Source organism: Flavobacterium sp. LC2016-23, from assembly GCF_009674775.1.
GTDB lineage: Bacteria > Bacteroidota > Bacteroidia > Flavobacteriales > Flavobacteriaceae > Flavobacterium.
This window is the reverse complement of record NZ_WKKE01000001.1, coordinates 212075-236907: the sequence shown is the minus strand read 5'-3', so window position 1 is coordinate 236907 and position 24833 is coordinate 212075. Positions and strand designations below refer to the sequence as shown.

The 24833-nt window shown below is 36.6% G+C and carries 19 protein-coding genes; 7 read left to right on the top strand and 12 right to left on the bottom strand.

Going from position 1 to position 24833, the window contains the following annotated elements:
• Positions 1-236 precede the first annotated feature (236 nt).
• Both rpmA and rplU read right to left on the bottom strand, forming a co-directional pair.
• On the bottom strand, positions 237-497 hold the full coding sequence (rpmA, locus tag GJU43_RS01020) for a 50S ribosomal protein L27 (RefSeq protein WP_035685981.1): 261 nt from the start codon (positions 495-497) through the stop codon (positions 237-239).
• Between the two features lie 24 nt (positions 498-521).
• Positions 522-965 (bottom strand): 50S ribosomal protein L21, encoded by a 444-nt coding sequence (gene rplU / locus GJU43_RS01015; protein WP_026983809.1) that lies wholly within the window; start codon positions 963-965, stop codon positions 522-524.
• A gap of 265 nt (positions 966-1230) precedes the next feature.
• Here rplU and GJU43_RS01010 point away from each other — a divergent pair, with 265 nt between their 5' ends.
• Complete coding sequence (locus tag GJU43_RS01010; protein ID WP_154339001.1) at positions 1231-2553, top strand: pitrilysin family protein; 1323 nt, start codon at positions 1231-1233, stop codon at positions 2551-2553.
• Between the two features lie 12 nt (positions 2554-2565).
• Positions 2566-4614: a pitrilysin family protein gene (locus tag GJU43_RS01005; protein ID WP_195760006.1), complete on the top strand. Its 2049-nt coding sequence runs from the start codon at positions 2566-2568 to the stop codon at positions 4612-4614.
• A gap of 175 nt (positions 4615-4789) precedes the next feature.
• Here GJU43_RS01005 and GJU43_RS01000 read toward each other — a convergent pair whose 3' ends face one another.
• Positions 4790-5656 carry a DMT family transporter gene (locus GJU43_RS01000; protein WP_154339000.1) on the bottom strand — a complete coding sequence of 289 codons (867 nt, stop codon included), beginning with the start codon at positions 5654-5656 and terminating at the stop codon, positions 4790-4792.
• A 102-nt stretch (positions 5657-5758) separates the two neighbouring features.
• On the opposite strand from GJU43_RS01000, the gene GJU43_RS00995 reads away from it, so the two are divergent.
• The gene (locus GJU43_RS00995) at positions 5759-6136 is read left to right on the top strand and encodes a heavy-metal-associated domain-containing protein (RefSeq protein WP_154338999.1); all 378 of its coding nucleotides are present in this window, start codon (positions 5759-5761) and stop codon (positions 6134-6136) included.
• Positions 6137-6192: 56 nt separating this feature from the next.
• On the opposite strand, the gene gldD is transcribed toward GJU43_RS00995, so the two are convergent.
• From gldD to mutY, 4 genes are read right to left on the bottom strand one after another with little or no spacing between them, the layout of a single operon-like run.
• Positions 6193-6753: a gliding motility lipoprotein GldD gene (gldD, locus tag GJU43_RS00990; RefSeq protein ID WP_154338998.1), complete on the bottom strand. Its 561-nt coding sequence runs from the start codon at positions 6751-6753 to the stop codon at positions 6193-6195.
• 1 nt (position 6754) lies between these two features.
• A complete protein-coding gene (locus GJU43_RS00985) occupies positions 6755-8050 on the bottom strand; it encodes a gliding motility-associated protein GldE (RefSeq protein WP_154338997.1) in 1296 nt (431 codons plus the stop codon).
• A gap of 23 nt (positions 8051-8073) precedes the next feature.
• The gene (locus GJU43_RS00980; protein WP_154338996.1) at positions 8074-8514 is read right to left on the bottom strand and encodes a single-stranded DNA-binding protein; all 441 of its coding nucleotides are present in this window, start codon (positions 8512-8514) and stop codon (positions 8074-8076) included.
• 37 nt (positions 8515-8551) lie between these two features.
• Positions 8552-9598, bottom strand: a complete 1047-nt coding sequence (mutY, locus tag GJU43_RS00975; RefSeq protein WP_154338995.1) for an A/G-specific adenine glycosylase — start codon at positions 9596-9598, stop codon at positions 8552-8554.
• Positions 9599-9738: 140 nt separating this feature from the next.
• Between mutY and GJU43_RS00970 the strand changes: the two genes are divergently transcribed.
• Both GJU43_RS00970 and GJU43_RS00965 read left to right on the top strand, forming a co-directional pair.
• Complete coding sequence (locus GJU43_RS00970; RefSeq protein WP_007805026.1) at positions 9739-10029, top strand: HU family DNA-binding protein; 291 nt, start codon at positions 9739-9741, stop codon at positions 10027-10029.
• A 388-nt stretch (positions 10030-10417) separates the two neighbouring features.
• On the top strand, positions 10418-11962 hold the full coding sequence (locus GJU43_RS00965) for an Rne/Rng family ribonuclease (protein ID WP_370455460.1): 1545 nt from the start codon (positions 10418-10420) through the stop codon (positions 11960-11962).
• 183 nt (positions 11963-12145) lie between these two features.
• On the opposite strand, the gene pbpC is transcribed toward GJU43_RS00965, so the two are convergent.
• From pbpC to GJU43_RS00940, 5 genes are all read right to left on the bottom strand, one after another.
• Complete coding sequence (gene pbpC / locus GJU43_RS00960; protein WP_154338993.1) at positions 12146-14521, bottom strand: penicillin-binding protein 1C; 2376 nt, start codon at positions 14519-14521, stop codon at positions 12146-12148.
• Positions 14522-14642: 121 nt separating this feature from the next.
• On the bottom strand, positions 14643-20330 hold the full coding sequence (locus GJU43_RS00955) for an alpha-2-macroglobulin (RefSeq protein ID WP_370455458.1): 5688 nt from the start codon (positions 20328-20330) through the stop codon (positions 14643-14645).
• Between the two features lie 290 nt (positions 20331-20620).
• On the bottom strand, positions 20621-21226 hold the full coding sequence (locus GJU43_RS00950; RefSeq protein ID WP_154338992.1) for a hypothetical protein: 606 nt from the start codon (positions 21224-21226) through the stop codon (positions 20621-20623).
• 55 nt (positions 21227-21281) lie between these two features.
• Positions 21282-21725 carry a nucleoside deaminase gene (locus tag GJU43_RS00945; RefSeq protein ID WP_154338991.1) on the bottom strand — a complete coding sequence of 148 codons (444 nt, stop codon included), beginning with the start codon at positions 21723-21725 and terminating at the stop codon, positions 21282-21284.
• 64 nt (positions 21726-21789) lie between these two features.
• Positions 21790-22914 carry a Fic family protein gene (locus GJU43_RS00940; RefSeq protein WP_154338990.1) on the bottom strand — a complete coding sequence of 375 codons (1125 nt, stop codon included), beginning with the start codon at positions 22912-22914 and terminating at the stop codon, positions 21790-21792.
• 181 nt (positions 22915-23095) lie between these two features.
• Here GJU43_RS00940 and GJU43_RS00935 point away from each other — a divergent pair, with 181 nt between their 5' ends.
• Both GJU43_RS00935 and GJU43_RS00930 read left to right on the top strand, forming a co-directional pair.
• A complete protein-coding gene (locus GJU43_RS00935; RefSeq protein WP_154338989.1) occupies positions 23096-23911 on the top strand; it encodes an energy transducer TonB in 816 nt (271 codons plus the stop codon).
• A gap of 7 nt (positions 23912-23918) precedes the next feature.
• Positions 23919-24788, top strand: a complete 870-nt coding sequence (locus tag GJU43_RS00930; RefSeq protein WP_154338988.1) for a hypothetical protein — start codon at positions 23919-23921, stop codon at positions 24786-24788.
• Positions 24789-24833: the final 45 nt, after the last annotated feature.

Here is a 24833-nt window from a genome sequence, read left to right as displayed (position 1 = left end):
TTCGCAAAGCTAAATCAATACATAGCTTTGCGAACTTTTTACTTTCTAATACATTTTAGATAAAAATCTTAGCGCTCTTTGCGGTAATATCTTTTTTCGCTCCAACGGCTTTGGATATTAATTCATATTAAATCTGCCATACAGGCTTATTTAATTACTATTTACAACTCATGAATTAATTATAAACAAAAAACCCGATCTTTTCAGAACGGGTTTTGTAATAAGTAATCGAATGATTATGCTTCGAATGGAAGGATAGATACATAAGATTTGTTATCTCTTTTCTTTTGGAACTTAACAACTCCAGCTACTCTTGCGTGTAGTGTGTGATCTTTACTGATGTAAACGTTTTCACCTGGATTATGTTTTGAACCTCTTTGTCTAACGATGATGTTTCCAGCAATAGCAGCTTGTCCACCAAAAATCTTAACGCCTAGACGTTTTGATTCTGATTCTCTACCATTCTTCGAACTACCGACACCTTTCTTGTGAGCCATGACGTATGAGTTTAAATATTGTTATTATTCTTTAGTAGCTTCTTTTTTTGCTTTTGGAGCTGCTGCTTTTTTTGCTTTTGGAGCCGCTTCAACTTCAGTTGCCGGAGCATCTTCTGCTACAACCGCTTTTTTAGCTGCCGCTTTTTTAGTTCCTCCTGCTGCAGTAATACCTTCAATTACAATTTGAGTAAGATATTGTCTGTGACCATTTCTCTTTTTGTAACCTTTTCTTCTTTTCTTTTTGAAAACGATTACTTTATCTCCTTTTAAGTGTTGTAACACTTTAGCTTCTACTGAAGCACCTTCTATAGCTGGGGCGCCTAAAGTTACGCTACCGTTATCGTCTAATAAAAGAACTTTGTCAAATGAAATACTTGAACCTTCTTCGTTAGCCAAACGGTTAACATAAACCTTTAAGTCTTTGCTTACTTTAAATTGTTGCCCTGCTATCTCTACGATTGCATACATACCAAATTGATTTATTGATTTTTAAGGTTGCAAATATACAATTAATAATTTACTGTGCAATCTCTTATTTCAAAAATATTTTAATCTATTTAAAGGCTGTCTTTCAGGGCATTTTAGTTCTGTATTAGATATATTTATAAGTTAAATTGTATTAAATTTAAAACAATTGTTATTTCGTAATTAAAAAAAAGTTATTTTTGATGTAACTAATATTAACTCTTAGCTACCTATCTACTTATTTAGGTAACTAAAATTATTAATCTTTATGAAAAATTCGATAATGATGTTAAGCGCTGCACTAATGCTCGGCGGAGTAGCTCATGCTCAAAAAGTAGCTTTTGAAGAATACAATTTAGATAACGGCATGCACGTTATCCTGCACAACGACCCTTCTGCTCCGGTGGTTATCACTTCTGTTATGTATCATGTAGGTTCTAAAGACGAACGCCCTGACCGAACGGGTTTTGCGCATTTCTTTGAACATTTATTATTCGAAGGAACTGAAAATATCAAACGTGGCGAATGGATGAAAATCGTTACCGCAAATGGCGGAGTCAACAACGCCAACACTTCTGATGACAGAACCTATTATTACGAAGTTTTCCCTTCCAATAGCCTGGAATTAGGTTTGTGGCTGGAATCCGAGCGATTGATGCATCCTATCATAAACAAAATTGGTGTTGAGACTCAAAATGAAGTCGTAAAAGAAGAAAAAAGAATGCGTTACGACAATCAGCCGTACGGAAACATCCTTCCGGAAGTAAAGAAAAACATGTTCAAAAACCATCCGTACCGCTGGACTACGATTGGTTCTATGAAAGATTTAGATGCTGCAACCCTTGAAGAGTTTCAGGCATTCAATAAAAAATTCTATACGCCGAACAATGCAGTTCTGGTGGTTGCCGGAGATATTGACAAAAGCAAAACCAAAGAATGGATTCAGAAATATTTCGGCCCGATTCCAAAGGGAGAAGAAGTAAAAAAACAAACTTTTACAGAAGCACCTATTACCGAAACTATAAAAGCAACTTATGAGGATCCGAATATCCAGATCCCTATGGTGGTGGCAGCGTACAGAACACCGTCAATGAAAACAAGAGATGCCAGAGTCTTAGACTTAATCTCTTCGTATTTAAGTGATGGAAAAAGTTCCAAATTGTACAAGAAAATTGTCGATGATAAAAAAATGGCACTGCAGATTGGTGCTGTCGGTTTTAGCCAGGAAGATTACGGAATGTATATTTTGTACGGTTTACCAATGGGAACGTACACGACGGCTGACATCTTAAAAGAAATGGACGAGGAGATCGTAAAAATCCAAACCGATTTGATTTCCGAGAAAGACTATGAAAAATTACAAAACAAATTCGATAATAATTTTGTCAACGCGAATGCAAGCGTTGAAGGAATTGCCGAAAACTTAGCTTCTTTCTATTTACTTTATGGAGACGTGAATCTTATTAATACCGAAATCGACCTCTACCACTCTATAACCAGAGAAGAAATCAGAGAAGTTGCCAAAAAGTATTTAAACCCGAATCAGCGTTTAATTTTAGATTATGTTCCTTCAAAAAAAGTTCAAAACTAAGAAAATCGAATCATGAAAAAAATACATACCGTTTTAATCCTTTTATTCCTAACTGGAATTATGCAAGCACAAGATCGTCCACAGCCAAAACCCGGAAACTCACCAGTAGTCAATATCAAAAAACCGCAAACTTTTGTTTTGGCTAACGGCATGAAAGTTTTGGTAGTGGAGAACCATAAATTACCAAGAGTCAGCTTCAACCTTAGCTTAGACAACGCCCCTTTTGCCGAAGGAAACAAAAAAGGTGTTGATGAACTAACGAGCAGTCTGATCGGAAACGGCACTAAAAAAACCACAAAACAAGCCTTCAATGAAGAGATTGATTTTTATGGTGCAAACATCAACTTTACTTCCAGCGGTGCTTCTGCCAGCTCCCTGTCAAAATATTCCGGGCGTGTTTTAGAGCTGTTGGCTGAAGGTGCTTTACAACCTAATTTTACACAAACAGAATTCGACAAGGAAAAAGCAAAATTATCAGAAGGCCTTAAAGCAGAGGAAAAAAGCGTTCCTGCGATTGCAAATCGTGTTGTAGACGTTTTAGTTTTTGGAAAAAATCATCCTGCCGGAGAATATATCTCTGAAGAAACCTTAAAAAATGTGACTCTTGCTGATGTCCAGGCAAATTATGCTGCTTATTTTGTTCCTGAAAACGCCTACTTAGTTATAATTGGGGATGTTAAATTCAAAGAAACAAAAGCGGCCGTTGAAAAACTTTTTGGCGGATGGAAAAAACAAGCCGCTCCAAAAACTACTTATCCAAATCCGACAGACGTTTCACAACTTCAAATTGATTTTGTCGATGTTCCGAATGCCGTTCAGTCAGAGATTTCATTGGTGAATACCGTGAACTTAAAAATGAGCGATCCTGATTTTTTCGCTGCCGTAATAGCAAATCAAATTCTTGGAGGTGATTTTAACAGTTACCTGAATATGAATTTACGCGAGCAACATGCCTGGACGTACGGAGCAAGCTCCAGTATAGGAACCGGAAAGTACACCACCAAATTCAAAGCTTCCTCTGCCGTACGAAATGCCGTTACAGATAGCGCTGTAGTTGAATTTGTAAAAGAAATAAAAAGAATCAGAACTGAAAAGGTCGCTGAAGATGTTCTGAAAAACGTAAAAGCAGGTTATATCGGAAGATTTGTAATGCAGGTTGAAAAACCACAAACAGTTGCCCGTTATGCCTTAAACATTGAAACAGAAAAACTTCCTGCTGACTTTTATGAAAAATACATCCAGACCATAAATAGCGTAACTGCTGATGATATTTACCGTGTAGCCAACAAATATTTCCTACTGGATAATATGCGTATTGTCATTGCCGGAAAAGGTTCGGAAGTAATTGCCGGTTTAGAAAAACTTCAGATTCCAATTTTCTATTTTGACAAATACGGAAATCCGGTAGAGAAACCAGTTACCAAAAAAGAAGCTCCTGCAGGAATTACAGCTAAAACCGTTTTCGACAATTATATCAAAGCAATTGGCGGTGAAAAAGCAGTTTTGGCAGTCAAAACACTAGCCATGACCGGTACGACAACAATCCCACAGGCCCCTTCTCCGTTGAGTTTTACTTCAAAATTAGACTCCAATGGAAAAATGATGGTTTCACTTAATATGGGAAGTATGCCTTTAATGAAACAGGTGGTAAACGAAAAAGGCGCTTATGTAGAACAGCAGGGACAACGTAAAAACTTAGAAGGTGATGATTTAGCCGAAATGAAAGCGAGCGCTACCCCTTTTGAAGAATTACGCCTGAGCAAAAGAACAGACCTGAAAGTTGATGCCATAGAACCAATAAACGGCCATGATGCTTATTCCATAAAAGACGGCAAAACCGTTTACTATTATGATGTACAATCAGGCCTGAAGGTTGCCAAACTTAAAGTGAAAGAGCAAAGCGGACAATCGACTACGCAAACGACTTATTTTAATGACTATAAAGAAGTAAAAGGAGTAAAAGTTCCTTTCAACATCATTCAGAACGCAGGCTTTGAGTTAGACATTAAAATGTCGGACATCAAAATCAACGAAGGCGTTTCACCAGCGGATTTTCTTTAGTTAAGATTCTAAGATACTAAGTTTCTAAGGTGCTGAGATTTTTAAAAAGCCCTGTCAAAGTTTAAAACTTTGACAGGGCTTTTTTTATATATTATTTTTGGCACGCTGAGCGAAGTCGAAGTGCCGTATCAATTGGTGTGTACTTCGACTTCGCTCAGCGTGACATTAAAATTTTTTATTTTTTTGCTGACAAATAGACTCCGATTAAGATAATAAAAGCTCCGAAAAACTGTACTGGTGTCAGCATTTCATTGTCTAACAATCCCCAGAAGAAGGCTACTATCGGAATCAGATACGTTACCGATGTGGCAAAAACCGGCGATGACATTTGTATTAATTTAAAGAAAATAACATTCGCGATTCCGGTTCCCAAAACCCCCAGGATCATCACAAACAAAATAGAATGTTGCGTAATTTCCAAAGTTATACTGTGCGTAATATCGGTTGTACTTAAAATAAGCAAAGCCGGTATAAGTAAAACAGCGAAATTTCCGGTTGTAATGCTTAACGAATTTAAATCGGATAAATATCTTTTAATTAAATTGACATTCAAAGCATAACAGATTGTTGCGATTACGACCAAAATTACATAGTAGTAATTTTGCCCGGGATGCGTGGAAGCTCCACTCAAAACCAGCAACAAACAACCAATCAACCCAATAAAAACTCCCAGAATCTGTCTTTTCTGAAATTGGATTCCAAAAGCAATTGTCCCTAAAACCAATGTATTTAAGGGCGTAAGCGAATTTAAAATCGCTACGATAGAACTATCTACTTCTGTTTCTGCAATAGCAAAAAGATAGGCCGGCATAAAGGTCCCGAATAGAGAGGTTAAAGCAATAAATTTCCACTGATGGCGGGAAATCTTCTTTAGACTATTAAATCCAACAATAAGCAAAAACAGTGCGGCAAAAATAATCCGGAAGGAACCCACCTGAATCGCGGTTAACCCTACCAATCCTCTTTTGATTAAAATAAAAGAACTTCCCCAAATTAGGGAAAGCACAAATAAGTAAATCCACTTTAACTGTTTTGCCTCCATAAATTGTATTTTACTGCAAATTTGTACTATTTTTATGAACTGACCTTCTGTTTTTTATTAATTTTGCGGGGAAAGTTATTAGCAATCTAAAAATCATATATAATGAAATTTACAAAAATCATAGCTGTTGCGGCAATTGCAGGTTTAGTGTTAGTGGGATGCAAAAAAACAGAAAGCGAAAAAATAATTCCACATACAGCTGAAGTAAAAAAAACGAAAGAACCTGTAGTAATCGCGCCTGAAAATGTACAGACGGCAAGTTTCACTATCGAAGGAATGACCTGTGCAGTGGGATGCGCAAAAACTATAGAAGAAGAATTATCTAATCTGGAAGGAGTTGAAAAAGCTGCCGTTGATTTCGACAAAAAAACAGCCACTGTAACTTTTGACAAAACGATTCAAAACCCTGAAAACCTTACAAAAGTTGTTCAGGAGACCGGAGACGGAAAGACCTATAAAGTTTCGAATATTAAATCATAATCAAACAATCTTCACATAAAAAAAGCGTCCCAATACGGACGCTTTTTTCTTTATATTTATTTCCACTTTAGTGTTTCCATGAGCTGTCGCATATCATTTTTAATATAACTTGCGGCTGGCATAATAGAATCAAAGTTGGGCTTGGCATAAAAATAAACCGATCCTGTGATAAAGTGTTTGGTACTGTCTGTCACATAAAACTGTGAGTTTGTAGCGGCATTTCCGTCCACCTGATAAAACATTCCGTATACTTTTTTTTCGGGGTTTAAATAGGGCTGTTCTAAAATATCATCTGCTTTGATAACGTGCTCATAAGTCAGCTTCTGTGCATCTTTTAATAACTTTTCAATATTATTATTGACTGGTTTATATGTCAGGTATATAGTCGCTTTCATTTTTGGATATGTAATTGCAAACCCGCAATTTTTCTCTCCTTTGATTACAGCGCCTTCATTCATTTCGAAAGTAAACGGACAATTGTTTTCAAAATTTACATATTTAGCTTCCGGATAATCTAACCTAAGGTAACTGGATGGCTTAGGTAAGACGTCATTTTTACAACTTACAATTGTAAAAATTAGCAAAATTGTCAGTATTGAAATTATTTTTTTAAGCATTTTATTCTAATGTTACTTTTATTTGTTTTATGCGTTTTTTGTCAACTGCTTCGATGGTAAAGATGCAGTTTTCAAATGTTACTTTCTGATCTTTTTTAGGGAAGTTGCCCAGGATTTCCAAAATAAAGCCGGCTAAGGTTTCTGCTTCACCCTTACGGGATTCAAAAAGATCTTCATCGACTTCAACAATCCTGTAAAAATCTTTCATATTGATCTTTCCTTCAAACAGAAAGTTTTTTTCATCTATTTGCGAAAAGTTTAAATTCTCATCATCAAACTCATCACTGATATCTCCCACAATTTCCTCGATAACATCTTCTAAAGAAACCAATCCGGATGTTCCACCGTATTCATCCACTACAATTGCCAAATGACTTTTGAGGCTCTGAAAATCTTTTAGCAAATTATCCAGTTTTTTATTCTCAGGAACAAAAAAAGCATCCCGTATTAATGAGGTCCAGTCAAATTCTTTTTTATCGATATGAGGCAATAAATCTTTCACAAACAGAACACCTTCAATCTGATCGATATTGTCTTTGTAAACCGGAATTCTCGAAAATCCCTTTTCAATTATCTTCGGACAAATGGCTTCAAATGCCTCTGAAATTTCCAAAGCAAAAATATCAATCCTCGGACTCATTACCTGCTTGGTATCTGTATTTCCAAAAGAAACGATTCCTTCCAGTATTTTTTGTTCTTCACTTGATGTTCCTTCAGAATCTGTAAGCTCTAACGCTTGTGACAGCTGATTGATCGAAAAATTATTTTTTTGTTTCCCTAGTTTATTTTGCAAATATAAGGTAAGACTGCGCATAGGCAAACTTACAGGTGAAAGTAATTTATCAAGAAAGGCTACGGGATATGCTACCCATTTTGCAAATTTTATATTGTTACGGCTGGCATATACTTTTGGTAAAACTTCCCCAAACAACAAAATTAAAAAGGTTACGAGAATTACTTCTAAGATAAATTTAAAAACAGGCGACTCTACATTCGCAAAAATATTCTGTCCTATGAAGGAGAACAAAATAACGACTCCGATATTTAGGAAGTTATTGGCAACTAATAATGTTGCTAAAAGTTTTTTGGGTTTATCTAAAAGACTGGAAATAATTTTTCCTTTCGAAAGGTTTTCCTGAAGTGTGTCGTCAATATCTTTTTGGGATAAAGAAAAAAGTGCCACTTCGGCACCTGAGACAATCGCCGATAAAAACAGCAAAATAAATATTCCGACAAAACCAATTATTAAATTGATGTCTAAATTTGTACTAAAAAGTAAACTGGGCTCCGGGTCCAAACTGAAAGAAATTAGTTAAACAATCAAAAAGGCAAGTCATTTATAGGCAAGTCCTCGTTAGTCGCGTCAAAGTTAGTGTTTTTTGCGGATTCTGAATCGGTATTTGGTTTCTGTATTGTAGTTTCTTTTTTGGTTGTCAGGAAAGTAAATTCCGTGACCTGAATTTCTGTAGTATATTTAGTTGTCCCGTCTTCAGATTGCCACTGACGTGATTTTATACGACCTTCGATATATATTTTATCGCCTTTCGAAAGGTATTTTTCGCAAATTTCAGCTGCTTTATTGCGAACGACGAGATTATGCCATTCCGTTGAAGTTATTTTTTCGTTTGTAGTTTTATTGATGTAAATTTCATTTGTAGCCAGCTGAAAACGTCCGATGCAGTTTCCTCCATCAAAATAATGCATTTTTACATCATCGCCCAAATGGCCAATGAGCATCACTTTATTTAATGTTCCGTTCATGGTTTATTTGTGGTATTTATCCCAAAGATACATTTTTTTAGCAATTTATTTCCTGCTTTTCAATAAAATTATATATCACAATTGGAAAGGGAAACGTTTTCAAAATATTAGCCTCTATACCGTTTTCAATTATTTCCTTAATTTTAATTTTCCAGAACTGGATATGCAAATGCTGATGGGAAAGTTTATGAAGTACCGTCGCATGACTGCATTCTTCTATACCTATAATGGTATAGCCCGAAAAAAGGTCATTCTGAACCGCTTTTGAAACAAAATCAAAGTCTGCAATCTCCTGAGTCTCCAAAAGAGGAAATTCATATAAATTGTGCCAGATCCCTTTGGCTGTTCTTTTTTGAATTAAAGTATTACCCAAAACATCTTCCAGAATCAAATAATTAAAAAAGCGATTGGTCACTTTTGTCTTTTTTGATTTTACCGGCAAAACATCTACTTTCTTTTTTTGCAGCGCCAGGCAACTGTCATTAAAAACACAAACAGTACAATCAGGACTTTTAGGCACGCACTGCAAAGCACCAAACTCCATGATGGCCTGATTAAAAATCGCCGGGTTATCTTTTGGCATTAATTCCCTGGCGAGCTCTGTAAATTCTTTTTTAGCGGCGGGCGATGCAATATCCGATTCTATATCAAAATAACGCGAAAGTACCCGAAATACATTTCCATCCACGACAGGAACGACTTCATTATAAGAAAAAGAGGCGATTGCTGCGGCCGTATATTCGCCAACACCTTTTAACTTTAGCAACTCCTTATAAGTAGGCGGAAAAATGCCATTCAGCTCATTTGCTACATATTGAGCCGTTTTATGCAAATTTCTGGCACGGGAATAATATCCTAATCCCTGCCAAAGTTTCAAAACCTGCTCTTCATCTGCATTTGCCAAATCAGATACAGTAGGAAATTCCTTCGTAAAAGAAAAAAAATAAGGCATTCCCTGCGCAACTCTGGTCTGTTGGAGCATAATTTCTGAGAGCCAAATTAGGTAAGGATTGGTCGTTTTTCGCCATGGCAAATCACGTTTGTTTTGTAAATACCAATTTATCAATATGTTATGAAAATTCATCGCAAAATACTTAGAATACAAAAGTAAATGTTTATGTAATTAAAATTTAACGAATTAGCTTGATTAATTATTTTTTTAATTCCTATATTTGCAAACTCAAAAAAATAGTACACCATTTATAAAATTAAATAGGAAAGAAAATGACGAAAGCAGATATCGTAGCGAAAATTTCAGAGAAACTTGGTCTTGAAAAAGGAGATGTTCAGGCAACAGTAGAAACTTTTATGGAAGAAGTTAAAACTTCATTAGAAACTGGAGACAATGTTTACCTAAGAGGTTTTGGAAGCTTCATCGTAAAAACAAGAGCTGAAAAAACAGGTAGAAACATTTCTAAAAACACCACTATCAAAATTCCAGCACACAACATTCCTGCTTTTAAACCTGCAAAAGTATTTGTAGAAGGAGTTAAAACAAACAACGAAGCAAAATAATACTATTAATTAATCATAAAATCGACACGATATGCCAAGTGGTAAAAAAAGAAAGAGACATAAGGTAGCTACTCACAAAAGAAAAAAAAGAGCGAGAGCTAACCGTCACAAAAAGAAAAAGTAGTTTTAAACTACTTTTTTCTTTTTAAACGTTCATTGAAATTGGAATTTAGTCTCAGTCACAAGTCACAGTCAGCAGCTTAATACTGCCAACTGACACCGAAAACTGCTTATTAAAATTCCCCCGGGTTCAATACCTGTTAAAAAATATTGTTTAATCCATCTGTAGATAAGATTTTAGATTTTGGATTTTAGATTTTAGATTTTTATAATCTATGTTCTTTTCTCTATATTCTATTTTCTGAAAAAACAGATAAAAATTTACAGTGTGAATAAAGAATTAATCATTAGATCTAGTTCTGAAGCCGTAGATTTTGCCTTATTAAAAGATGGAAAACTAATTGAATTACACAAAGAAGAAGAGAAAAGCAACTTTCAGGTTGGTGATATTTTTATTGCCAAAATACGAAAACCAGTTGCCGGACTTAATGCTGCTTTTGTAAATGTAGGCTTCGAAAAAGATGCTTTTTTACATTATCATGATTTAGGACCTAACTTAGCTTCCCAACTGAAATTCATAAAACTTGTAAGCGCAGGTAAAATAAAAGATTTCTCCCTAAAAACCTTTCAGTTTGAAAAAGAGATTGACAAAGATGGCATCATTACTGATATTTTAAGTGCCAATCAATCTGTTTTAGTACAAGTCGTAAAAGAACCTATATCTACCAAAGGCCCAAGGATAAGCGCTGAGCTTTCACTGGCAGGAAGATTTATTGTTCTCGTTCCGTTTTCTGACCGTGTTTCTATTTCTCAAAAAATAGAAGACAAAAAGGAAAAAGATCGTCTAAAAAGACTTGTGTTATCGATCAAACCTAAAGGATTTGGTGTTATTGTTCGCACAGTAGCCGAAGGCAAAAATACAGCCGAATTAGAAAAAGATTTGCAGAACCTGCTAAGCAGATGGACTGCAATGTGTAAAAAATTACCAACTGCTCATCATCCATCAAAAGTATTAGGAGAGCTTAACAGAGCTTCTTCAATACTAAGAGATGTATTTAATGATACCTTCAGTGGTATTCAGATAGATGATGAAGAGTTGTTCCAACAAACGAAGGAATATCTGCAGGAAATTGCACCTTCGAAACAATCGATTGTTAAGTTTTATCAATCAAATGACACTCCAATTTTCGAGAAATACAATATAGAGAGACAAATCAAAACTTCATTTGGAAGAACAGTTTCTATGAGCAAAGGCGCTTATCTTATTATCGAACATACTGAAGCTCTTCACGTTATTGACGTAAACAGCGGAAACCGTTCAAATAAGGCGACTAATCAGGAAGATACTGCCATGGAAGTTAATATGATTGCTGCCGCTGAAATTGCCAGACAACTTCGTTTGCGCGATATGGGCGGAATAATCGTAGTTGATTTTATCGATATGTCTAATCCTGAAAACAGGAAGGTCCTGTTCGACTTCTTGCGAGAAGAAATGAGCGACGATAAAGCAAAGCATAAAATCTTACCGCCTAGTAAATTTGGTTTAGTCCAGATTACCAGACAACGCGTAAGACCAGAAGTAAATATTAAAACTAGAGAAGAAGATCCAAACAATGAACATGGCGAAATTGAAGCGCCAATTTTAATCATTGATAGAATCGCATCTGATTTAGAAAGAATTTTAAAAATCCATAAAAGTGTTGTACTTAATGTACATCCGTTTGTGGCTGCATACCTCAGTAAAGGTTTTCCATCATTACGTTCAAAATGGTTTTTTGAACATAAGAAATGGGTGAAAATCATACCTCGTGACGCTTACACGTACTTAGAATACCATTTCTATGATAAAAAAGGAAATGTTATTTCAGAATAAATTAAAAACCGCTTCTCTTTCGAGAAGCGGTTTTTTTTATGCCTTATTTTTTTGTTTTTTTGCCACGAATTGCACGAATAAACACGAATTAATTTATGTAATTATTCATTATTGTCACCCTGAGCGGAGTCGAAGGCTTACTGCCTAAGAAGGGCTTCGACTCCGCTCAGCCTGACATCAGTATTATTCCCTAATGATTTCTACTTTTCTGCTGATTTCATTACCTGATTCATCAACAACAGTAATATAATGAAATCCGGCGCTCATTATGATCGGCTTTTCATGAAACACTTTGGTCACGCCTTTGTAAACATGATCTACATACCAGAACAACTGTTTTTCTCTTTGTGCATAAGCAATTTTAAAAATTACCGGCTGCACTTCACTATTGAAATCCTTCGTTAGATAAATTTTACTGTTCGTTTTTGGATAAATAAAATCCATTGCAACGGTCTGTGTTCCGATACAGTTTTCTTTAAAAGGCGGTAACGGCAGATATTCGATATGTTTGCTTTTGTAATACCAGGCCATGACCGGAGGTAATACAAACCAGTTTTTAGTTACTATATTTTCTACACTTTCACAGCTGCTGTTTACCTGAAATTGTCCGGTCTGATCCAGATGAATGGTTTTATGATACGGGCAGACTGTTGTTGTTTTTCCTTTTTTGGTCACCCATTGTTTTATTTTAGGACAGCCTTCTTTTGCAAGATATCCGCTTAGACTGCAAACCTCAACTTCATTTAAATCTTCATACGGAATTCCGAACCATCTTTGTCTTGGCAATAAATTAAACACGTCAAACAAAATCGGTGCTGCACTCGTCACTCCTGTCAGTGTAGGCCTTCCCTCACCTGTTGCATTTCCGACCCAGACACCCACTACATATCTGGAATTTGTTCCGATAGCCCAGGCATCACGATTACCAAAGCTTGTCCCTGTTTTCCAGGCAATTTTAAGTGAACTGTCGTAAAATTTCCAGGCTTCATCGCCTTCCGGACGGTTTACTTCTTCCATTGCATTATACGTAAGCCAGATTGATCCGGCACCCAAAATATTTTTCTGTTCGCTTTCTGATCCAAAATCAGGCTGAAAGTCATTCTTATAATTAAGTTCTGTAAATTCTTTCGTTCTGTATTTTCCGTGACTTTTATTAAAATAATTGACCGTGGAAGATAAATTCGAATACGTCCTGCATAAATCCCATAAATTACTTTCGGCACCTCCCAAAATAAGCGATAATCCGTAATGGTCCGGAGATTTATCAATGTCACTCAACTGAAATTTCTGAAGTTCTTCATAAAACTTATTCACACCAAAATCCTGCAGCATCAATACGGCCGGAATATTTAAGGAACGTGACAGGGCCCGATGTGCCGGAACAGCACCATCAAAAGTAAGATTAAAATTCTGGGGCGTATAACCCGCAATCTGCGTAGGGACATCGGCCACTAAAGTGTTGGGCAGTAATTCGCCATCATCCAGCATAGCTGCGTACAATAAAGGTTTAAGAATGCTTCCTGTACTTCTTGGCGCGTCGATAATATCAACATCTTTCTGGTGATCACCATCTGTCGGAGCATTTCCAACATAACTTATGACATTTCTATTATGAACATCAATGACCAGAATCGCCAGATTACTGACTTCATTTTGCCTGTATTGATTGTAATAATATTTTGCAATCTGATTGACCCTGTTTTGCAGCGTAAAATCCAATGTTGTTTTTACCCGCGTTCCTTCTTCATTTTTTGCCACACGTTCTAATAAGTGAGGTGCGATTTGCGGCAAATCATAAGGCTTTTGGGGTAAAGGCTCATCTATGGAAAGTTCATACGTCTGTTGATCGATTATACCATCCTGATTTAGTTTTAGTAACAGACGATTGCGTTTTTGTAATAACCTTATTTGATTTTTTCCCGGATAAATTAAACTCGGTGCATTGGGCAAAACGGCCAAAGTTGCACTTTCAGCCCATGACAACTGATTCGATTGTACGCCAAAATAGCGCCATGCCGCCATTTCGAGTCCGACAACATTTCCGCCAAAAGGAGCGTGAGCGGCATATAATTCTAAGATTTCGTTTTTAGAATAGCCTAATTCCAATCTTGTTGCGAGAATAAGTTCTATGATTTTTTCAAAATAAGTCCTTCCCTTTCCTTTTCTGGATAATCGTATCACTTGCTGCGTCAGCGTACTTCCACCACGAACTACTTTTCCGGCTTTTCTGTTTTGACGGATTGCATTTACCATTGCAACCGGATTAAAACCCGGATGTTTATAGAAATATTCGTCTTCAAAATAAACAATACATTTTTTAAACTTATCGGGAACACTGTCGTGCGCCGGAAAACGCCATTGTCCGTCCCGGGCAATTTTCGCTCCTAATAATTCTCCTTCTTTACTCTCAATCACCGTAGAATAGGGTTCCTGAAATAAAGTTCGGGGTAGGGAGAAATAATAAATCAGCAAGAGCAGAAATACAATTGCTGATTTTATTTTATTCTTTTTTATCCAGTTTATAATGCGTTGTGAGAACGCAATTAATTTATTTTTCAAAGCTTAGTTGTAATTTAACTGCAAGGAACGCGAGGTTATTTGCAAAGTTTATAAAGTTTTTTTCACGCAGATTTTGCAGATTTTCTTTTATCTGCTCGATCTCCAAAATCTGCGTGAAACTTTATTTCACCACCTGAACCCAAAATCCTTTGGTTCTGGCCAGGAAAGTATGATCGTACATCGCTTCACATTGCAGTCCCGGTAAATAATAAGTCCCGAGATAGGAGGCATTCAGTAAAATTTTGAATGTTTTTGTTTCTCCGGCTTTCAGCCCAAAATAGAAATTTGTTCGGTCATCCCTGATATCAATATAATCAGCTGTATTATTTGTTGCTTCACCGTAATCTGTAAAACGGGTGTTTACAATTTCGAAACCGGATGGCAAAATCTGCGATAAAGCTACATTTTGTACATATTCGTTCTTCAGGTTTTTAATGGTTACCTCAGCCATAAATTCCGTTCCCTGAGCAATTTTCGACACCTCAATGACACTTCCTTTTCTGTTTCTGAAAACGATTCCGGCCGAAAGATTACTTTGCACTGCATTTTCCTGACCAATAGGAAGAATTCCGGTATTTAACACTCGGACATAAATCGTATTCTTTTTATTGTTTTTCAGAGTAATACTGTTGGATCCTGATTTCACCACCAGGTTTCGGTCTGCAACGGTTTTAGCCGTTTTTATAGTCTGTGCTTTTCCGTCTTTGCTAAACTGAAGATCAATTCCTTTCGGGCCGTTATTTAGTGAGAATTTCGACATCGCATACAAACAATAAGCAGTAGTCTGGGTACTCATCCATTGATCGCTTGCCATGTTTTTCGCCAGTTTTGTTGCCATCAGGAATGAATTTTCTTTTTGGTTTAACAACAATAATGTTTCCAAAGCCATGGCTCTGTTCCTGTCACCTGAACCATAATAGTAATAATTATAATCACTTGAAGTATCATCGATTTTACTGTGCAATAACAAGGTCAATCCTGCACTTTTTTGTCCTGCCAGCACATAAGCCGCTGCCAGACGTAGTTTACTTTCGTTTGAAATTCCGGTTGTTTCGCGCAATCTGTTCATGGAAGACAAATCAGGAGAGCCAGCCAGAGACAATGTGTACAAACGATACGCCTGCGCCATATCATTTCCGTATCGTGGTTCAAAACGCCATTTTTTGGCTTCTTTTTGCTGATAGGAAGTCCATTTTGATTTGAAGTTAATCGGCAAAACATATCCTTTTTTCTCTGCTTCGATTATAAAATGTCCGGCATAAGAAGTTCCCCAATCGTCTGCAATGGTATTTCCCTGCCAGTACGAGAGCCCTCCGTTTGGCAATTGAAAGCTTCCTAATCTTGTGATTCCTGCCGTCACATTCTTTTGAATAAGCTGTTGACGTGTGGCATCAATATCGGCCACATCGCTTAAAAACAATTGCGGAAAAACAGATGAAGTGGTCTGCTCGACACAACCATGCGGATACTGAATCAGATATTGCAATCTTCCATTCAGATTAATCGTCGGCATGGAAGAAACCTCCAGCTTTGCTTTATTACTTCCCGAAACTCCGAAGGTTTTCCAGGAAATGGTTTTAGTACTGCCGGGAGATAAAATAACATCTGTATACGTATTCGTAACCGGATTCGGATTGGTCATATCAATCTCGACATCGTAAGATGATTTTTCCTTTCCGGAGGTGGCAATGATCTGCACTTTTGCAATTCCGGTCTGGTTTCCTGCGGCAAGATTAAAATACGCCATTTTCTCATCCGGCTGTGCAAAGGTTACATTTTGGGCTGCACTTCCAATAACCTGCAATCCTCTGCTGGTTTTTATCTGAAGTTTTACATTTTTAATATTTTTCTCCGTTGCGAAAACCGTAACCGGAATGGTCACTTTTTCCGATGGTGAAATTTTCCTTGGCAAAGAAGCCAGCACCATTAACGGACTACGGACCGGAGTTGCTTTTTCCACGCTTCCGTAAGCACTCGCCGCCGCATCACCCGCCACTACCATAGTTCGTACTGATCCGATGTATTTTGGTAAAGTGATCTGATGTGTTTTGGTTTGTCCTTTTTCCAGCTTGAAGGGCCCCAGATAGATTACTACCGGTTTAAAACGATTGGCCTTTTTAGCCTTTCCTCCACCTAAATCCTGATCTCCACCGATACTGAAAATCTGGTTTACTTTTCCGCCGTAAGCGCCAATCACATCATCGTATACATCCCAGGTTTTTACCCCTAGGGCTTCGCGAACGTAGAAGCTATCCCAGGCGTTTGGTGTTTTAAATCGGGTTAAATCCAACAATCCTTCGTCAACTATAGCAATCGTGTACGTCATTTCTTTACCAGATTTCTCGCTCACTTTCACAGGAAAGGATTGTTCCGGTCTTAACACATCCGACATGGTAATCGTTGGTTCCAGTTTTGTATTTTTATCTACGACTCCAATCGGAACAATTCCGTACATACGAATCGGGGAATCATTTTTAGTCGAGGCGTGCGGTTGTAAAAGCGTAATGTTAAAATAAACATTCGGAGCCATTGCCGCCGTAATCGGAATTTCGACTTTTGTTTCTCCTTTTTTCGTTTCTACCCAAAGGGTCTGTACTACTTTCGATCCGTTTTCGATAGAAACCAAAGCGCGTCCGCCTTCACTTGAAGGGAAAGAAATCTGTGCTTTCTCGCCTACTGCATAGTCTCTTTTATCTGTAGAAAAAACAAGCATGTTGGCAGTTGAGGCATCTGTATTTCTGGTTTTTCCGGACCAAATCGGCCAGTCGATATTTACGGTTAAAGCTGTTGCATGTCCGCCGGTTTCATCTGAAACGCGAATCATGTAACGTCCCCATTCTTCATCCGTTAAGGCAAACTGAACGCTGCCTTTTCCGGTTGAATCGGTGTTAACTTTAAAGGTTTTGTAAGAAGTTGTGGCTTCAGATGAATTGTAATTGGATAAGTTATCACTTGAAGCATCCCACCACCAGCGCCATTCTACTTTATATACTTTGACTTCCAGATCCCTTACCGCTTTTGGTCTTCCGTTTTCATCAACGGTCACAATATCAAAACGATTGTTTGTTCTGGTTTCCAGCATTCCGTATTTGTTGACTTCCGGTGCTTTTACACCCACATAGGTTTTGTATGGCGAATAGGTCGTGGCCATGGCATCCATACTAAAATCCCCGCCCTCTTCGTATACTTTTGTAATGAAGGAAGCTTTCAGCATTCCGGGTGCCTGTCCCTGTAACTTTGGATTAATACTGACTGATGCTCTTCCGTTAGCATCTAATTTTCCGGAGAAAATATTTACTTCTTCAGTACTGAATCTGCGAACTAAGTCATCAAAAGTATATTTGTCATATCCTTTGAAAGTAGTTTTCTGTTCCGAGAATTTAGCCTGCATTTCTACGTTCAGGTTTTTAGCAATCGCCCCATGAAGCCAGGTCACTTCGAGATTACTGGTGTTCGGATAGGAAGAAGATAAAATCGCCCTTTGGAAACTGTTCTTAATTTTTAAACGATTAGGTTTTATCGTTTCAATCTTTATGTTTTTATAAAATTTGGCTCCTCCAACGCTTACCATGGCTTCCCAGCTTCCCGTTGGTGCATCCGGATCTGTCGGTACGATAAAAGCGTAATGATTTAATTCATTCGATTTCTGAACGGTCTGATACGATACTTTTCCGTTTGGATCGGTTAGCCTGAATTTTATCGGGTGTGCTTTTGGAAGTTTATTCGAAACATCATTCAGAATGAAGGATAAATACAAATTATCTCCCGGACGCCAGACGCCACGTTCTCCATAGATAAATCCTTTGAGCCCTTTCTGAAGTGTTTCTCCGGCTACATCAAAATTACTGACAGATAATGAATTTCCATCATCGAGCTTCACATACGTTGACTGATCTCCTAGCGTAACGATGGCAAAATACGCGAATTTATTGATCTGGAAAGTAGCAATACCTTCGCTGCTGGTCGATGCGGTAGCAATTTTTTGCTGCTGATAGGTGTATAAATCAACACGAGCGTTCGAAACCGGCTCGGTGGTAAGGATATTATTTACAGCAAACAAGTACGATTTATTTTCTCCTCTTTTCGCAATTACCCCTAAGTCCGACGCTAAAATATTCGTCGCAATTCGGGCATTGTAATAATAAGAGCCTGTACACGGATCCTGGCTTTCTCTCCACTGATAATCGTCGTAATAATAGTCGTCATACGGATTCTCACTGTAATTCACATCGTTTTCATCCACCTCTTCTTCCTCTTCATTCTGATCGGAATCGTCTTCTGATGTTTCGCATTTGTATAAAGAATACTTCTTTTTATACGAGAATTCTACCCTGTAGATCGCGCCCGGTTCCGGCTTAATAATTTTGGATAAATCCAGGGCAAAAGTGTTCCATTTGCTTAAATTAACCAGAGTGTTTTCTTTAAGGTTAATGGTCGTTTTGGCAACGGGCTGAGAAACACGCTTCAGGTTTTGCGATCCTTTTAATTCATTGTTCTGAAGAAACTGAAGGATGTTATTTTTATAGATCTTGTACACTTTTACGTCTACGGCACTCAGATTTGCAGCTTCAAAATTCAGTTTCAGGTTATTGGAACTTGGCAGAATCGTCCCGTTTTTTACAAATCTTACATTCGGTTTTATCTGATCAAAAGAAATTTTCTGAGAATAACTCGCTATCATTTTCTGACCATATTGGCTTTCTATTCCCTGAAAAACCTCCAGCAACAATTCGCCGGTTATGTTTTGTTCCGGTGCGGCTTCTTCCTCCTCTACAACTTCCGGTTCTGCTTCGACGGTTGCTTCCGGTGTTGCCGTCGCTGCACTATCAACAGCAACACTTGCCGAATCTGCCGTCACGGTTGCAACCGGTTCTTCGACTACCACTTCGTGAACCACTTCGGCTGCTGGTTTCTCATTGCTGAAATACACTTTCAGTACATTTCCCTGAGTTGAAAATTTTAAATTATTGGTATTTTGAATGGCAACCAGACCTTTAAAATCCTGGCCTTTCTCTAAAGGTTCTGAAAAATTGATTAAAACCGACTGATTATTTTCGTCGGGAACATCGACTTTTATAACTTTAAATTCATTTATGGAAGTAATCGGAAAGTCAATTTTTCCTTTTTGGTCAATATCAAAATCAGTTCCGTCATAAGCGATTTCAAGTTCACTTGGCTCGGAAAAACGCTGGATACTGTCAATGGTAAATTTGAATTCTTTTCCTGATTTTACGTTTTTATCAAATTTAATTTTAAGGGTATTTCCTTTTTGGCTGGCTAAAATTAATTTTTGAGCCATTTCGGAATCGATATCGTCTGCTGTTTTCAACACGCAGTTCAGGTACTGATATTCTTTACTGTGGGATTGAATATCGAGCGTATTTATAGTGAAATCCTGTTTTATGGTTTTAACCGTAAAATTAAATTCAGAAAGCTCCTTTTCTTTTTCTTTCGGAAGCGTAATCAGTTTATCTAAGTGCAGCGTCACCTGATATTCCGTTCCCGGCTTTAATTTTTTCTCCGGAATAAAAGCAAGGGTATTACTCGAAAGTGCCACTACTTTTCCACTCACACTTGGTGAAATATCGAATAAGTCGTCATCTAAAACCTCATTGATTTTCCATTCTTTTTTTTCGAAAGCCAAAACCACCCGTATGTCTGACTGTGAAGGAACGATTCCGCCCGTAAAACTACTTATGTACTCTTTGAATAATGAAAAATCGGAATTAAAATCGGCAGCTGATTTTCTGCCACAAGATTGAAAAATAAAAAACACACAAAACACGAGAACTAATCCTTTTGCTTTCACTTTTATTTAGAGTTATAAGGTTACAAATTATAGAAAATGACAGAACGTTTTAACATTTGGCAGTTACAGAGCATAACTATCGGAATGTTCAATATATTGTAGTAAATGTAGAATATTTTTTGAAATATTTTAAGAGGAAAATTCAGTGTAATGAATTATTTTTTTTACCTTAAAAAATGATCCATTATTTACGCCTTTCTATAAAAAAACGCTGCATCAAATCAGCCATGAATCCGGAAACTTGCTTACTTATACTATTTCTTAATGAGAGTCAATAAATAAAGATTCAATCACTTTTCTTTAAATTCGGTTATCAAATACACTTCAAAGCATTCTGGAAAATTATCATCTAACCATTTTTTTACTTTACTACTAATAAAGTATGCCTTATATTCGATTCCTTCCATAAAATGCCATTCTTGTTGCGGTGAGTTTTGAAGAAAAATAAAATCAGAAGGGTTTTCACTTTTACTATTCTTCTGAACTTCCAAATGAATTGATACTGTTGTTTTTGCTAACCATAAACTGCCAATCGAAGTTGCTATTTCATCATCATGTAAAGAATTTTCTATTATATCCTCTGGTTCCGAAACCTCTTCAATGACCTTATTATAAAATTCATCTTTATTCCATGACTGCCAATCAATATTCACTATTTTTCTTTTCTCTAAAGTGTATGGAAAAATTAATGAATTAGGAAAATAAGTATTGTAACACTCTTTTGCCTTGTCTGTAAAAATTAAATTTCCATCTGCCTCGTAAATAGGAGGAACAAAAGGACCTGATCTTTCTACATAAACCAAATTACTTTCTTCATCATGTGGTGCAAATCCTGACCAAAGTACATCACTCCAATCACCCCAATTTGTATCTTTATTTCTTATTAAATAAATCATTTTGTATAATTAATTACTCAGCAAATATAAATACATAAAAAATAACTTACAAAAACTATTTACGTCGCTCCACAAAAAACCGCTGCATCAAATCAGCAGCTTCATTGGCCATGATTCCGGAAACTACGGTAGTTTTGGGGTGTAATTTGGTTCCCATGGTCATGAAACCGCGTTGTTCATCCCGCGCTCCAAAAACAATTTTCGAAATCTGGCTCCAGTACAAAGCACCTGCACACATCTGGCAAGGTTCGAGTGTGACATACAACGTACAATCCTTAAGGTATTTTCCGCCTAAGAAATTAGCGGCGGCAGTAATCGCCTGCATTTCAGCATGAGCCGTAACGTCATTTAACAACTCGGTCAGATTGTGACTTCTGGCAATCACTTTATCGGCAACAACGATTATGGCTCCAACAGGAATTTCGCCTTTATCAAAAGCCATTTCAGCTTCCTGCAAAGCTTTTTTCATGAAGTACTCGTCAGTGAAAGGATTTATCATAGTTGCAAAAGTACATTTTTGAAGTAATTTTTCCTGATTTAAAAACGAGAAAGCATCATAAAAATTACCTTTTAATTATCTCCTGATCTGATAAATTCAAATCGTATGCCCGGTTTCGGCCTTCTCCTCTTGGTACCAAAATGTTCTTTTCTGTCAAATCCTGCAAATCTCTTGTTGCTGTTGCTCGTGACGTTTTAGTAATAGATATGTATTTTATTGCTGTCATTCCACCTACAAAACCAGCAGCACCATTTTCAAACATTTTCAGAACAACTTTGGTCTGTCTCTCGTTCATCTGATCTTTAAACCGATCTATGAATTTGCTCTTACTTAAAGTAAAAAGTACAATTTGTTTTGCATTTTTCTGAGATTCTAAAATCAAATTAGAAAAATAAAAAATCCAATCTGTAATTTCAAGTGTTTGCTGCGCTTGTTTTAAAGATTCGTAATACTTTTTTTTATTTTTTTCAATAGTACTTGAAATACTCATTAGAACAGGGCGGCTCAAAGATTCCGAAAGGCATTTTTCAGCAATAGCCCTGCCAATTCTGCCATTTCCATCTTCAAAAGGATGAATGGTCTCAAAATACAAATGAGAAATTGCAGTTTTAATTAATGCTTTTTTAATATCACTTGATTTAACTTCAAAATCATTGTACCATTTAATGAATTTTTTCATTTCAGCACCAACCTGATGGGATGGCGGAGCCTCAAAATGAATAATTTCCTTACCATAACTACCGGAAACAATTTGCATGGGCTCTTCTCCGGTTCGATACTTTCCCGGGCTAATCTGTTTTGAATATTCCATCAGAATAGTATGCCATTGCTTTATCGAAAGTTCAGTTAATTTATCCGAGTAAGAATTTCTTACCGTAACCATCAACTTCCCGATACTCTGGGCATTTTTATCCCGAATGTGACTAAAAACATCAGTAATACCTAAATTTTTCTTTATCGAAGACATAATATCCTGCCGACTAAAAAACTCACCTTCAATTTCAGAAGTTTTGATAGCTTCCGAAATCATAAATTGTAAAATAGTTTCCTGCTGAATTACAGTTGATAAAGAATCAACAAGGCCTTTTAGTTCTCCTGTTTCCAATGCAAATTCAATACATAATGCATCTATTACGGTAGCATCATATACAAATTTTTCCCAATCCGGTAATTGCCAATTGTAACTCATGAGGCATTTAATTAAATTAATCGCCTCAAATATAATCATTTTTTGAGGCGATTAACCGAAATAATCGCCTCATTTTACGTAAACTGCTATTTATGAAATCTACGAAAGGATTTCTCATCATTGAAAAGTACATTTTTACTTTATATTTTTTTATTACATTTAAACACTGATATTTCAAATAATGAATACAAAACGTAAAATCACTATTCCGGAACCCTGTCATGAAAACTGGGACAAAATGACTCCAAAAGACAATGGGAAATTTTGTTTAAGCTGCACAAAAACCGTTGTTGATTTTACAAAAATGCTTCCTAATGAAATTCAGCATTTTTTTATTCAGAATCAAAGTAACAGCGTTTGCGGCAGGTTTAAAGAATCACAATTAGATCCCATCTCGATTCAGATTCCAAGCCGTCTTTTATATACTCAGACACAATACCATAAAATGTTTTTGCTTGCTTTATTTATTTCGATGGGAACGACTTTGTTTAGCTGTGCCGATAAAGAGGGGAACAAAAATAAAATTGATAAAATCGAAATTGTTGACAATACAGGACAAAATCAAGATGAAGAGACAATTTCATCCTGTTATGGACATGAAATCGAATCTAAAAAAATAAACAAACCAAAAACTCGCGAAGCATTTACTCTTGGTATTGTAGTTCCTCGTAATTCTATTGAACAAGGAACTTTTAAGTATAATGTAATATACAATTCAAAGGATTTGGATGTTTTGCCTGTTCCGGAAATTGGAATGAAAAAATTTCTTGCTTTCTTTTCTAAAAACTATACTCCATTAAACAAAACTGAAAAATCGCAAGGTAAAATATTGTTTATTATAGAAAAAGACGGCAGCTTAAGTAATTTTAATATCATTAAAAATACATCGCAAAAAAACGGAGAAGAAGCCATAAAAGTTTTAAAAACCTCCCCAAAATGGATTCCCGGAAAATTAAACAATCGTATTGTCCGATCATCATACATTTTACCAATATAATTAAATAATGGAAAGAAAACCAAAAATCACTATTCCGGAACCCTGCAACGAAAACTGGGACAAAATGACTCCTAAAGACAATGGCAGATTTTGTTTAAGCTGCGCAAAAACTGTTGTTGATTTTACAAAAATGCTTCCTAATGAAATTCAGCATTTTTTTATTCAGAATCAAAGTAACAGTGTGTGTGGCAGGTTTAAGCATTCACAATTAGACACAATATCGATTCAGATTCCAAGTCGTGTTTTATATACTCAGACATCCTATTATAAAATGTTTGTACTCGCCTTGTTTATTTCTATGGGAACTACTTTGTTTAGTTGTGCCGATAAAGACGGCAATAAGAAAAAGATCAATAAGATAGAAGTTGTTGATAAAGAAGAAACTCCCTACAACTATGAAACGCTTGGAAAAGGATTACCTCCTAAGGGCTCTTCAGAACAAACTCCACCACCACCACCGCCACCAAAAGCAGATCAGGTAAAATTTGTAAAACCGGTAACTAAAGATTGTACCAAACCGACTAAAAATAAAGTAAAATCCTCAAATGAAGGTCAGGAAGAGGAATCTGCATTTGTTACTGGTGCGGTAATGCAGACCAATGCGGAATTCCCCGGAGGTATCGAACAATTTTATAACTTTTTCGGAAAAGAATTTAAAAATCCCGAAAACGTAAATGCTGTAAATAACAAATTCAGAATTTCTTTTGCCGTTGAAAAAGATGGCTCTTTAAGTTATCTCGAATCCACACCCGTTATTGACCAAACTATAGAAAAGGAAGTGATCCGGGTTTTAAAATTATGTCCAAAATGGCAGCCGGGAGAATCAAATGGAAAAAAAATAAAAATGCAATATTCTTTACCAATAACGCTGCAATAAACATTCTGATAAATAGCTGAACACTAAAATTAAATTTAAAACCGT